Below are 12429 nucleotides of genomic sequence, written 5' to 3' on the forward strand. Positions count from 1 at the left end.
CTCAGAAGCCGAATTCGCTGAGCAGGCGGTCCACTTCGTCCTGACTGACCTTTTCAGCAGCAGGCGCGGCACCACCGGCCAGCGTGCCGGTCAGGCGCACCAGCTCCACCAGCGACGATTCCACCTTGGCCATGAACGCTTCGACCTGCGCCACGCGCTGACCGGAGAGATCCTGCCAGGACTGTGCCTCGACCATTTCGCCAAAGCCGATGTCGCAGCTCTGGGCGAAGTCGCCCACACGCACGGCAAGCGCCGTGGCGCTGGTGGCGAAGGCGGGGTCGGCGTGATCGAGCACCAGTACTTCATCGGCCTGGCGGGCGAGCGCCTGTGCCTGCGGGCGCAGCTTTTCGCTGAAATCGAGGGTGCGATGGGCAGCCTGGGCGCTCATCTCGAGCACGTCGCGCAGGTGCTTGCGCGCGTCGCTCATGTTGCCCGGCACACCATCGTGCGAGATGTCGGCGGCAAGCCGGCGCGCGGATTCGTGCAGGTCGCGGGCCAGGTGGCCCAGCGCCATGAAAAGGTGTTGTTCGCGGCTGCGCAGGAGGCGATCGAGGGCCTCCTCGACCGAGGCGGGATCGTTCGCATCCAGCAGCTCGCGCAGTTCGGGCGCCACGTCGTGGCCAGGGGAAATCACGGTGTTCATGGTCGTTCCTTAGCCCGCGGCCGCGGCGAGTCGTTCGAAGATCTTGTCGAGTTTTTCCTTCAGCGTGACCGCCGTGAAGGGCTTGACGACGTAGCCGTTCACGCCGCTCTGTGCTGCCGCGATGATCTGATCGCGGTTGTTCTCCGCCGTCACCATCAGCACGGGCATGGCTTTCAGGGCGGCGTCGGCGCGAATGGCGCGGAGCAGGTCGATGCCGGTCATGTTCGGCATGTTCCAGTCCGTGACCACCAGGTCGAACGGCTGCGCGCGCAGCATCGCCAGCGCGGCATTACCGTCTTCGGCTTCCTGGATCAGGGTGTTGGTGAAGCCAAGCTCCACCAGCAGATTCCTGACGATGCGTCGCATGGTGGAAAAATCGTCCACCACGAGAATCTTCATGTTCTTGTCCAAAACGTTCTCTCCGCCTTGCTACCGCGTGTTCTTTTTCGGCGACGTCACGAAAGGTGCCGTCACTGCTTGTCTTTCCAGCCCGACATGCGTGCGCGGAGTCGAATCAGGGCCTGACCATGGATCTGGCATACCCGCGATTCGCTCACTCCCAACACCGCACCGATTTCCTTCAGGTTGAGTTCTTCGTCGTAGTACAGCGACATGACCAGCTTCTCGCGCTCGGGCAATCCGTCGATGGACTGCGCCAGTGCGCCACGCAGACCTTCCTGCTCGAACGTACCTTCCGGACCGGCCGCGTCCGGGTCAACCACGTCGATCGCCGCGCCTTCGTCGCCCTCGGGCGCCGTCAGGCTCAACAACCGCGCGCTCGCCGCGTCCGCCAGGATCTGGTTGTATTCCATGGCGTCGATGCCCAGCCGCTTCATCACTTCCGCGTCTTCGGCGTCGCCACCCGTCTCGTTCTCGATCTGCCTCGTCACCTCCGCAACCTCGCGCAACTTCCGGTGGACGGAGCGCGGGGTCCAATCCGTCTTGCGCAGTTCGTCCAGCATGGCGCCACGTATGCGGATACCCGCATAGGTTTCGAAGCTGGCCGCGCGAGTCGGCGAGTAATTTCTTGCGGCCTCAAGCAGCCCGATCATCCCGGCCTGCATCAGGTCGTTTGCATCCACGCTCGGCGGCAGCCGGCCCATCAGGTGATAGGCAATTCGGCGCACCAGCGGCGCGTGGGTCTTTACCAGTTCATCCGCTGGGATGCGCGTGATTTCAAGGTATTCGGTCGCGACGCTCACAGTGGTAGCCCTCCCCCCTGATGGGACCGTTCGGCGAAGAAGCCAATACGGCCCTGTGCACGGGGTTCGGGTTCACCCCATGTATCGACCGACCTGGCCAAATTCTTGAATCCGACCGCCGACCGGCTGCTGGGCCAGGCATCGACCACCGCCGACTGGCGGCGGATCGCCTGGCGCAGGTACTCGTCGTGCGGAACCATGCCCATGAAATCCAAGGAAACATCGAGAAAACGATTGGTCACCCGGGACAGCTTCTCGAAGAGCTGGCGCCCCTCCTGGGCGTGGCGAACCATGTTCGCCACGATGCGGAAGCGGTTGACCGCGAACTCGCGGCTCATGACCTTGATCAGGGCGTAGGCATCGGTGAGCGAGGCCGGCTCGTCGCAGACCACCACCACCACCTCGTCCGATGCCGCGGCGAACATGGAGACACTGTCCGAGATGCCCGCCGCCGTATCGACGATCAGGTACTCCGGCGCCAGCGGGTATTCGTCGAACGCCCGGATCACCGCCGCGTGCTCGATGTTCGGCAGCTGCGCCATGCGACGCGCGCCCGACGTGGCAGGGATCACCTTGAGGCCGTGTGCGGCCTGCAGGATGAGGTCTTCGATGCCGCACTCCCCTTCCAGCATGTGACCCAGGTGCCGGGTCGGCTGCAAGCCGAGCAGGACGTCGACGTTCGCCATGGCGAGATCGGCGTCGAGTAGAAGGACGTCACGGCCGCCCATCGCGAGCGCCATGCCGAGGTTGACCGCCACCGTGGTCTTGCCCACGCCGCCCTTGCCGCCGGCAATCGCGATGCTGCGGGTGGGGCGGCGATCGGCGAGCCAATGGAGCCCGGCGGCCTGGGTGGAATCGACGTGTGTGCTCATGAAGTAAGTCACTGCCGTGGGAGTCGGTTGCGGTTGAAGAGAAAGAGGGTCAAGCCAGGGCCGGCGCCACACCGCCGAAGCGGTCGGCGAGGATGGCGTCGTCGGGTTCGTCGCTACGCTGCTTGACGAGCTGCGCAGCCAGGCAGACCAGCTTGCGCGCATCGGCGGACGCAATGTCCTCGGGCACGCGCTGGCCGTCGGTGGTGTAGTCCAACGGCAGGCCGTGGCGGATCAGTGCGGACAGCGCGCCGCCGATCAGCGGCGCCTCATCGAGCTTGGTGAGGATGGCGCTCTGCGGAGCCAGCGGCGCATAAGCGCGCACCGCGTTGTCGATGGCCTGCGCCTGCGCGTTGGCCGCCAGTACGAGACAGACGCGCAGATCCGAGGTCGCACGCAGCGTCTCGAACTGCTGCTGAAGCTTCGGATCGTTGCCCGCCAGCCCGGCCGTATCGACCAGTACCGTGTTGCGGCCGCGCAGCTGGAGCAGCACGTTGCGCAGGCTGTTGGCGTCCTGCGCGTTGAACACGCGCACGCCGAGCAGGCGACCATAGTGTTCGAGCTGTGCCCCGGCACCGATGCGGTACTGGTCCGTGCTGATGAGGGCAACATTGGACGCACCGTGACGCAGCACCGCGCGCGCGGCGAGCTTCGCGATGGTGGTGGTCTTGCCGACGCCGGTGGTACCGACCAGCGCGATGACGCCGCCGCCCACCGTGTCGAAATTCCGTCCGCTCGTGCGGATGTTGCGCGAAAGGATGCCCAGCGGCAGATAGCGCGCCTGTTCGGGCGTCATGCCCGGCGGCAGTTCCGCGCACAGCGCGCGGGCCACGTCGGCGTCGATGCCCAACCGCGTCATCTCACGCAGCACACGGGCACGCAGCGGCTGCTCGCGATCCATCTGATTCCAGGCCAGCGTCGAGAGCTGCACTTCGAGCATCTCGCGCAGGTTGTTGATCTCGGCGCGCACGCCGTTCACGGCGGCATCGTTGTTGGGGGTGACGGTGGCGGCACGCACCACGTCGGCGACGCTGGCAGCCAGCGCCGCGCTCGACTGACGCTGCGGAGCATTGGTGTTCGGCTGGCTGGCCGGTGCCCCGCCCTTCGCGGCACGTTCGACGGCCGCGGCGGTGGCGGCGCGGGCCTGATCGATACGTGCGGCGCGCTCGGCGTCGTCGCGCAGCGCGCGCAGCGGCGACTCGTCGCGCTTCGGCGCGTCGACACCGAAGCCGGCCTCGCGCACCAGCGCTTCGTCGTAATCCAGCGCAGCGATGATCTCGATGCCGTCATCCAGGCGGCGCGTCGACAGAATCACGGCGTCCGGGCCTTGTTCGTCCCTGACCTGGCGCATGGCCTGGCGCATGTCGGGAGCAACGAATCGTTTGATTTTCATGCGTTCGATCCTGTCTTTGTCCTGGCGCCTCTTTCCCAGGCGCCACCATGTTCGTTCGGTCCGCGCGCCTATTCTTCGCGCGGCGTCTCATTCCTATCGCCCGAGGGCCGTCACCAGCTTGACGCGACGGTTGTCCGGAACCTCGTTGTAGGCGAGTACATGCAGGTTTTGGGCCACATGCCGCGTGAAGCGCGACAACCACGGACGAAGTGCCGGCGAGACCAACAAAACGGCCGGTTCCCCCGCCGCTTCCTGACGCCGCGCGGCGTCCGCGACGCTCTGCTGGAGGCGATCCGCCAGGCCCGGCTCGACGGCCGCTCCGGCAGGACCGCCGCCCTGCAGGGACTGGAGCAGGATCTGCTCCAGCTCCGGCGCCAAAGTAATGACAGGCACTTCCGTCCCGAGGCCGGCGATTTCCTGCACGATCTGTCGGCCGAGGGTGACGCGCACTGCGGCAGCGAGCACGCCGGGATCCTGGCTCTGGCCTGCATGCTCCGCCAACGATTCGACGATGCCGCGGAAGTTGCGGATGGGTACCCGCTCCGCGAGCAGGTTCTGCAGCACCTTGACCACGGCGCCGAGCGACAGGCGCTTCGGCACGAGGTCTTCCACCAGCTTCGGCGTCTGCTGGGCGAGACGGTCGAGCAACTGCTGCACGTCCTGGTGACCGATGAGCTCGTGCGCATGGTTCTGCAGGATGTGCGAAAGGTGGGTGGCGATCACCGTCGCCGGATCGACCACGGTATAGCCGAGCGTCTGCGCGTGCTCGCGCATGCCCGGCTCGATCCAGACCGCATCGAGGCCAAACGCGGGGTCGCGCGTGGCGATGCCGTTGATCGTGCCGTGCACACGACCCGGATCGATCGCCAGCATGCGCTCGGTGTGGATCTCCGCCTCGCCCATCGGCACACCCATCAGGGAGATGCGATAGCCGTGCGGCGCCAAATCGAGGTTGTCGCGGATGTGCACCGACGGCACCAGGAAACCCAGTTCCTGCGAGAGCTTGCGGCGCACGGACTTGATCCGCGCCATCAGCTCGCCGCCCTGCGCCTTGTCCACCAGCGGGATCAGGCGATAGCCCACTTCCAGACCGATGGTGTCCACCTGAGCCACGTCTTCCCAGGACAGTTCCAGCCGCTCGGCGGGCGGCGCCGCTTCCAGCGCCAGCTCGGTACCCGGGGCACCCGTACCGGCGGCGACACCCGCCGCGGCGTCGAGCTGCGCGCGGTTCAATTTCCACGCAGCAAAGCCGGCGATGGCCGCCAGGATGAGGAACGGAATATTGGGCATGCCCGGGATGAGACCCATCGTGCCCAGCACCGCCGCCGCGACACCGAGCGCCTTGGGCTGGCCGAAGAGCTGCCCCATCACGTGCTTGCCCATCTCCTGCGACTTGGAGACGCGCGTCACGATGACGGCCGTGGCGATCGAGAGCATGAGGCCGGGCACCTGCGCCACCAGGCCATCGCCGATGGTGAGCAGCGTGTACGTGCGCGCGGCCTCGGCAGCGGAGAGGCCATGCTGCAGCATGCCGATGAAGAAGCCGCCGATGATGTTGATCGCGAGGATCAGCATGCCCGCCGTGGCATCGCCGCGTACGAATTTCGACGCACCGTCCATCGAGCCGTAGAAGTCCGCTTCTTCGCGCACTTCCTGGCGGCGCTCGCGCGCCTGCTCCTGCGTCAACAGACCGGCGTTGAGGTCGGCGTCGATCGCCATCTGCTTGCCGGGCATCGCATCGAGGGTAAAGCGTGCCGTCACCTCGGACACGCGGGTGGCGCCCTTGGTCACGACCACGAAGTTGATGATGGTGAGGATTGCAAACACCACGAAGCCGACGGCGAAGTTGCCGCCGATGACGAACTCGCCGAACGCCTCGATCACCTTGCCCGCCGCACCCGGACCGTTGTGGCCGTGCAGCAGCACGACGCGGGTCGAGGCGATGTTCAGCGCCAGGCGCAGCAACGTGGCGAACAGCACCACGGTGGGGAACGAGGCCAGTTCCAGCGGTCGCATCACGTACATCGTCGCCAGCAGGATCACCAGCGAGAGCGCGATGTTGAAGGTGAACAGCAGGTCGAGCATGAACGGCGGCAGGGGCAGCATCATCATGCCGAGCATGATCAGCATCGCCACCGGTGCCACGACGCCGCGGCGGCCGATCTGGCGGAACGTGCCCATGAGGTTGGTGGAGGCTGCCATCGTCAGTTGTCCATGCGGTAGGGACCCATCAATTCAGGGTCGATGTCCTGCTTCGGGAGGTCGGGCGGGAGATCGCCCATGGCGATCGCCTGTTTCAACCGGAACACATAGGCCAGGATCTGAGCCACGGCGATATACAACGCCGACGGGATTTCCCGACCGATCTCCGTCGTGTGATACAAGGCGCGTGCCAACGGCGGCGATTCCACCACCGGCACCTTCGCGCCACCCGCCACGTCGCGGATCTGCTGGGCGATCACATCCATGCCCTTGGCCACCACGCGCGGCGCTCCCATGCGGTCTTCGTCGTATTTCAGCGCGACGGCGAAGTGGGTCGGATTGGTCACGATCACGTCGGCCGTCGGCACGTCTTCCATCATTCGACGGCGTGCCATCTGGTGCTGCATCTGACGGATTTTCGACTTCAGCTCCGGACTGCCTTCGTTTTCCTTGTGCTCGTCCTTCACTTCCTGCTTGGTCATCTTCATCTTCTTGGTGAAGCTGAACTTCTGCCAGGGCGCGTCCACCAGAGCGATGGCGCCGAGGGCGCAGGCGAAGACGAGGGAGGCATGCCCGAAGATGCCGAAGGCCTGGGCGATGCCGTTGCTCACCGGGCCGGTGCCTGCCGTGTACATCTCCTGCGTCGAACGGCGCAGGAACCAGGCCAGCGCGCCGCCGATCAGCAGCAGCTTCAGCAAGGATTTGCCGAGTTCGACCAGCCCGTTCATCGAAACCAGCCGGGAAAACCCCTTGATCGGATCGAGCCGGTCGAACTTCGGGATGAGTGCCTGGCCCGAAAAATTGAGTCCGCCCATCAGCGCCGACGCAGCGATCGCCGCGATTGCGGTCACGGCAAATACCGGGCCCAGCAGCTTCAAGGCTTCCAGCGCCGCCGCCGCCAGCGCGCGTGAGATGCCATCGGCGGCGAACAGGTCGTCGCGCGAATAGCGCAGCCCCACGTGCATGATGTTGGCCGCATGCGCAGCCATCTGCTCACGCGAGGCGATCATGGTGGTGACGCCCGAGAGCACCACCACCGCGGTGGAGAGGTCGCGCGAACGCGGAAGGTCGCCCTTCTCGCGAGCTTCGCGAAGGCGTTTATCACTAGGGGCTTCGGTGCGGTCTTCCTTGTCGGTCTCGCTCATGGCGAGGACCTCCCGACGAGTTGACGCATGGCGTCCCACGCCTCGGTCTGCAGCGAATCGAACGCGCCGGGGAGCGCGCGCAACGCAAGCCAGACGGCCAGCAGGCCGAGACAGATCGTGATCGGAAAACCGACCGCGAAGAGATTCATGGACGGAGCAGACCGGCTGATTGCACCGAAGCCCAGGTTCACCACCAGCGTCGCGGTCAACGCCGGCAAGGCCACGCGTACCGCGCCACCGAACAAATGGCTGGCGAACTCGAGCACACCCCACAGACCGTTGGTGCCGATGCCCTGCTCGCTCACCGGCAACGAGCGGAAGCTATCGGCCAGCAGCGCAATCAGCTGCAGGTGGCCGTTCATGACCAGGAACAGGAGCGTCACCAGCATCGTGTAGAACTGGCTGAGTACCGGCGTGGTGCCGCCGACACCGGGGTTCACGGTCTCGGCGAAGCCAAGGCTCATCGCCTGCGACACGAGTTGGCCGCCGAACGACACGGCTTCGAAGATCAGCTTGAGGATGAAACCGAGCGAGGCGCCGACCAGCACCTGCTGGGCGAGCGTCGCCACGCCTTCGGCGGAGAGCGGCCGAATGTCGAGCGGCGCCAACGGCGCAAGCGCCATGGTCAGCAGCAGCGCCAGACCGAGGCGAATCCGCGCAGGAATCATGGTGGCACCCAGGACGGGCGCCACGAGCAGGAGACCCGAGATCCGCGCCAACGCCCAACACGCGCTGCCCACCCACCCTTCGAGCTGGCCGACGTCGATCGGCATCAACGCACCGCCTGGGGCAGGTTCTCGATCAAGGTACGCGTGAACTGCACCAGCGTGCGGAGCATCCACGGGCCGGCGATGATCATCACCAGGGCCATGGAGATCAGCTTCGGAATGAAGCTCAAGGTCTGCTCGTTGATCTGCGTAGCCGCCTGGACCATGCCGATGATGAGACCGACTGCGAGCGCAGTGAGCAGCAGCGGCGCGCCGATCAGCATCGCGATGTGCAGGGCCTGCTGGCCGAAGCCGATGACCGATTCCGGCGTCATGGGAAGAAACTCCCCGCCAGCGTACCGAGCAACAGGGTCCACCCGTCGACCAGCACGAAGAGCATGATCTTGAACGGCAGAGAGATGATCATCGGCGAGACCATCATCATGCCCATCGACATCAGCACGGAGGCGACGACGAGATCGATGATGAGAAACGGAATGAACAACAGGAAGCCCATCTGGAACGCCGTCTTTAGCTCGCTGGTGACGAACGCCGGCAGCGCCACGCGGTATGGCACCGCATCCTTGTCCGCATAGGGCTGCTCACCGGCAAGCCTGGTGAACAACTGCAGGTCGGGTTCGCGCGTCTGCTCGAGCATGAAGTGGCGGAACGGCGCGGCAGCCAGCGGCAGCGCGTCCTGCACGCTCATCTGCCCATCCATGTACGGCTTGACGCCTGCGTCGTACGCCTTGTTCATCACCGGCGTCATGACGAACAACGTGAGGAACAGCGACAGACCGAGCACCACCTGGTTCGGCGGGGTGCTGTTCGTACCCAGCGCCTGACGCAGGAAGCCCAGCACGATGATGATGCGGGTGAACGAGGTCATCATCAGCAGGATCGCTGGCAGCGCGGTCAACGCCGTCATCAGCGCCACCATCTGGATCGACAGCGACCAGGTCTGGCCGCCGTTGCCGGCCGGCTGCACGTTGAGCAACTGAATGCCCGGCGGCTCCGCGGCAAACGCAACCATGGGTGTTGCGAGCAACAGGATCAGGATCCACCAGGCGGAACGCAGGATCGCGCGCGAGCGGCGGGGGGCCGCGGGACTGGCAGACTTCATGGACGCTTCCACTGGTTAAGCACGTCGCGGAAGCCGCGAATGGCAGGCGACGACGGCGGCAGCACGTCCTCCGCGATCGGGGTGTCGAGCACGTGCAGCGTCCGCAGGCCACCGGTCGGCGAGGCGCCGACGAGCAACTGGGTACCGCCGACCTCGATCAACATGACCTTTTCCTTGATACCGACCGGCATCGACTCGATGACGCGAATCCGCCGGCCGCCCGGACGCACCCTTGCCTGGGCGCGACGGCTCAGCCAGCCGACGAAGAAAATGAGCGCCACGACACCGAGCAGGCTGATCAGCACGCGGACGATTTCCGCGCCCGAGTCGACCGCGGGCGCAACGGCGGGAGCCGCCAGCACGACGCACGGGAGAAGGGCTGCGACGAAGGCGGCGAACGTACGGCGCACGAGAATCACCGCAGCTTGCGGACGCGCTCGGCCGGGCTGATCACGTCGGTCAGCCGGATACCGAATTTCTCGTTGATGACGACCACTTCGCCGTGGGCGACCAGGGTACCGTTGACGAACACGTCGAGCGGCTCGCCCGCGGCGCGGTCCAGTTCCACCACCGAACCCTGGTTCAGCTGGAGCAGGTTGCGAATGCTGATCTTGGTGCGGCCCACTTCCATGGCCATGGTGACGGGCACATCGAGGATGACGTCGAGATTGACCTCGCTGCCGAGGCCCATGGTGGCGGCGATGGACGCCTCGGCACCGTTGTCGAGTTCTTCGTGGATGGTGGGTTCGTTCATGGCCGTTCCGTGTAAGAGAGGGTATGGCGGGTTGCTATCCCCTTGAAGCAAGCGGCGTGCCACGATGTCTGCGCCGCGTGAATCGCACGTTTCTGCGCTGAATCAGTCACTTGGACGCCAGGGCGAGGTCGAGAACGGAAGGTGACGCAGGAGGGCAGACGGAAACCTGACGCTCGACGGCAGTTAGTCACCATGACGGGGCATTGACGCGTCACATGGCGGAAAGCTCGCCCGGAACGCAGGACGCCACCCGCCATCGACGGATGGCGGGTGGCGTCAGGGACGTTGCATAGTCGGGGTGGCCGAGCCGCCCGGACCACCGGATATCAACGGGCAGCGTTTTTCTTGAAGAAGATGGCGGTTACCACCCCTACCATCGTCAAGGCCACGGCGCCGATGAACCAGAAAACGACGTCATGCTTAAGGTTTTGATAAAAGCCGCCTTCATAGCTGGCAATTTGAGCCAGCAGGAACACGGACATACACACCATCCATTCCTTGATCCATGAAGGCCGCCTTTGCCGCTTGGCGGTTGCTCCCGAGGCAACCATCACGGGTGCCCACGCATGATCCATGGTTGAACAATCATCGGATCGACGCGCCGAGATTCTTCAAGTGTCACGTTGCGCATCATCACCTCCGGTTGAATTCTCTACCGCTTGTAGAGCGCGAGAAAGCTACGGAGGCTCAGGTGCTATGTATGTAAGCGGGAGCCGCCCGTACTGTAGTACTCGGCCCCAGGCTTTGTTTGTTGCGGCTGTGCCGCGGTCGACCGCGGCACAGTTGATCAAGCCGGCTCGGTCACCGGCTGGACGGGAACCGGCGTGGAGCGCGGGGCGCTACGACGCAGCAGCGATTCGAACTGGATCGCCTTGTTGCCGTTGGAATTCGCCATGCGACCACGGAAGACCGGCACGTCCTCGGCAAAGATGGTGGCCGTTTCGGGAAGACTGATCGGGATGACGTCGCCCTTACGCAGGTGAAGGAAATCCCGGATCGTCAGCCGCGCTTCCGCGAGCATCGCCGTGACTTCGACTTCCGCATCGAGGATTTCCTCGTGGAGGTTCTGGATCCAGCGATCGTCGCGCTCGGCACGGTCGCTCTGCACGCCGGCATCGAGCAATTCGCGGATCGGCTCGACCATCGAATACGGCAGCGTCAGATGGACTTCGCCGCCACCGCCATCCAGTTCGATGTGGAAGCGCGAAACCACCACGGTTTCCGTGGGGCTCACGATGTTCGCGAACTGCGGATTGATCTCGGAATTCAAGAACTCGAAATGCATCTTCAAGACCGGCGCCCAGGCCTCGGCCATCGCACCGAAGGCTTCCTGCAGCACGATCTGGATCACCCGGTTTTCGGTCGGCGTAAAGTCACGACCCTCGATACGGGCGTGGTACCGGCCGTCGCCGCCGAAGAAGTTGTCGATCACGGTGAAGACCAGACGCGGTTCGAACACCATCAGCGCAGTACCGCGCAGCGGCTTGATCCGAATGAGATTCAGATTGCTCGGGACCGCCAGCGAGTGCACGTACTCGTTGAACTTGGTCATCTTCACGCCGAGCACCGACACTTCGCACGACTTTCTCAACACATTGAAGAGATTCGCGCGGAAATACCGGGCAAAACGATCGTTGACCATCTCCAGCGTGGGCAGGCGACCGCGAACGATGCGGTCCTGCTGGGTGAAGTCGTAATCGAGGATGCCACCGGGTGGCGGCAGCTCGACCTCGGTCTCGACCGCGCCACCTTCCACGCCTGCGAGCAGGGCGTCGATTTCTTCCTGGGTGAGGATGTCGCTCATGGCCGAGTGATTCCCGTCACTGCATGATGAAGCTGGTGAAATAGACCGCATCCACACCGGGGCGGCCGATCTTTTCCTTCAGTACCCTCTGGATCTCCGCGAGCGCCGCAGCCTGCAGCTTCTGCTTGCCCTTCACGTCGGACAGGCTTTTCACGTCCTGCGCCGAGAACAGCATCAGCAGTGCATTGCGGATTTCCGGATCGGCTTGCTTCGCCGCAGCGATGGCTTCCGGGTCGTGCGACATGACGTTCACGCCGATCTGCAGAAAGCGCAGGGCGTTCTCGTCCTGGAAGTTGACGACGAAGGCGGGATCGAGCTGGAGATACAACGCCGGCTTGGACTTCGCCGCTTCAGCGGCGTTCTCCGCACCCTTGGCGTGACCGCCTTTGAGCATGACCCAGGCGCCCGCGCCACCCGCAGCGAGGACCACCAGCGCGCCGATGATGAGCAGCAGGCCTTTCTTCTTTTTCTTGGGTGCCTGTTCGGTCACTTCGTCGGGTACAGCAGCCATGCGGGGAAAACCTCTTGCCTGTCGAATGGAATGGGCCCGGGCGACTCGGCGCCTGGGCCTCGCGAATCGTATTGCA

The 12429-nt window shown here is 64.8% G+C and carries 15 protein-coding genes; all 15 read right to left on the minus strand.

Going from position 1 to position 12429, the window contains the following annotated elements; genetic code table 11:
- Position 1: 1 nt before the first annotated feature.
- On the minus strand, positions 2–643 hold the full coding sequence (locus BT115_RS06725) for a protein phosphatase CheZ (RefSeq protein WP_072321698.1): 642 nt from the start codon (positions 641–643) through the stop codon (positions 2–4).
- 9 nt (positions 644–652) lie between these two features.
- On the minus strand, positions 653–1054 hold the full coding sequence (cheY, locus tag BT115_RS06730; RefSeq protein WP_072321699.1) for a chemotaxis response regulator CheY: 402 nt from the start codon (positions 1052–1054) through the stop codon (positions 653–655).
- Between the two features lie 59 nt (positions 1055–1113).
- Positions 1114–1845: an RNA polymerase sigma factor FliA gene (locus tag BT115_RS06735; RefSeq protein WP_072321700.1), complete on the minus strand. Its 732-nt coding sequence runs from the start codon at positions 1843–1845 to the stop codon at positions 1114–1116.
- Positions 1842–2717: a P-loop NTPase gene (locus tag BT115_RS06740; RefSeq protein WP_072321701.1), complete on the minus strand. Its 876-nt coding sequence runs from the start codon at positions 2715–2717 to the stop codon at positions 1842–1844. Before BT115_RS06740 ends, BT115_RS06735 begins: the two co-directional genes overlap by 4 nt.
- Positions 2718–2766: 49 nt before the next feature.
- The gene (gene flhF / locus BT115_RS06745; RefSeq protein WP_072321702.1) at positions 2767–4107 is read right to left on the minus strand and encodes a flagellar biosynthesis protein FlhF; all 1341 of its coding nucleotides are present in this window, start codon (positions 4105–4107) and stop codon (positions 2767–2769) included.
- Between the two features lie 93 nt (positions 4108–4200).
- Positions 4201–6309: a flagellar biosynthesis protein FlhA gene (gene flhA / locus BT115_RS06750; protein ID WP_072321703.1), complete on the minus strand. Its 2109-nt coding sequence runs from the start codon at positions 6307–6309 to the stop codon at positions 4201–4203.
- A 2-nt stretch (positions 6310–6311) separates the two neighbouring features.
- Entirely contained in the window at positions 6312–7454 is a 1143-nt protein-coding gene (gene flhB, locus BT115_RS06755; RefSeq protein ID WP_072321704.1) for a flagellar biosynthesis protein FlhB, read from the minus strand.
- On the minus strand, positions 7451–8227 hold the full coding sequence (gene fliR / locus BT115_RS06760; RefSeq protein WP_072321705.1) for a flagellar biosynthetic protein FliR: 777 nt from the start codon (positions 8225–8227) through the stop codon (positions 7451–7453). The genes flhB and fliR overlap by 4 nt, the downstream gene beginning before the upstream one ends.
- Positions 8227–8496: a flagellar biosynthesis protein FliQ gene (gene fliQ / locus BT115_RS06765; RefSeq protein WP_072321706.1), complete on the minus strand. Its 270-nt coding sequence runs from the start codon at positions 8494–8496 to the stop codon at positions 8227–8229. Before fliQ ends, fliR begins: the two co-directional genes overlap by 1 nt.
- Entirely contained in the window at positions 8493–9194 is a 702-nt protein-coding gene (gene fliP, locus BT115_RS06770) for a flagellar type III secretion system pore protein FliP (protein WP_143144514.1), read from the minus strand. Before fliP ends, fliQ begins: the two co-directional genes overlap by 4 nt.
- A gap of 86 nt (positions 9195–9280) precedes the next feature.
- A complete protein-coding gene (fliO, locus tag BT115_RS06775) occupies positions 9281–9694 on the minus strand; it encodes a flagellar biosynthetic protein FliO (RefSeq protein ID WP_072322290.1) in 414 nt (137 codons plus the stop codon).
- Positions 9695–9699: 5 nt separating this feature from the next.
- A complete protein-coding gene (gene fliN / locus BT115_RS06780; RefSeq protein WP_250340764.1) occupies positions 9700–9975 on the minus strand; it encodes a flagellar motor switch protein FliN in 276 nt (91 codons plus the stop codon).
- 389 nt (positions 9976–10364) lie between these two features.
- Positions 10365–10520, minus strand: coding sequence for a hypothetical protein (locus BT115_RS18650; RefSeq protein WP_177257387.1), 156 nt, complete (start codon positions 10518–10520; stop codon positions 10365–10367).
- Positions 10521–10825: 305 nt separating this feature from the next.
- A complete protein-coding gene (gene fliM / locus BT115_RS06785; protein ID WP_072321709.1) occupies positions 10826–11842 on the minus strand; it encodes a flagellar motor switch protein FliM in 1017 nt (338 codons plus the stop codon).
- Positions 11843–11858: 16 nt separating this feature from the next.
- Positions 11859–12353 (minus strand): flagellar basal body-associated FliL family protein, encoded by a 495-nt coding sequence (locus BT115_RS06790; RefSeq protein WP_072321710.1) that lies wholly within the window; start codon positions 12351–12353, stop codon positions 11859–11861.
- Between the last annotated feature and the right edge of the window lie 76 nt (positions 12354–12429).

The sequence above is a fragment of the Luteibacter sp. UNCMF366Tsu5.1 genome (assembly GCF_900119235.1).
Lineage (GTDB): Bacteria > Pseudomonadota > Gammaproteobacteria > Xanthomonadales > Rhodanobacteraceae > Luteibacter > Luteibacter flocculans.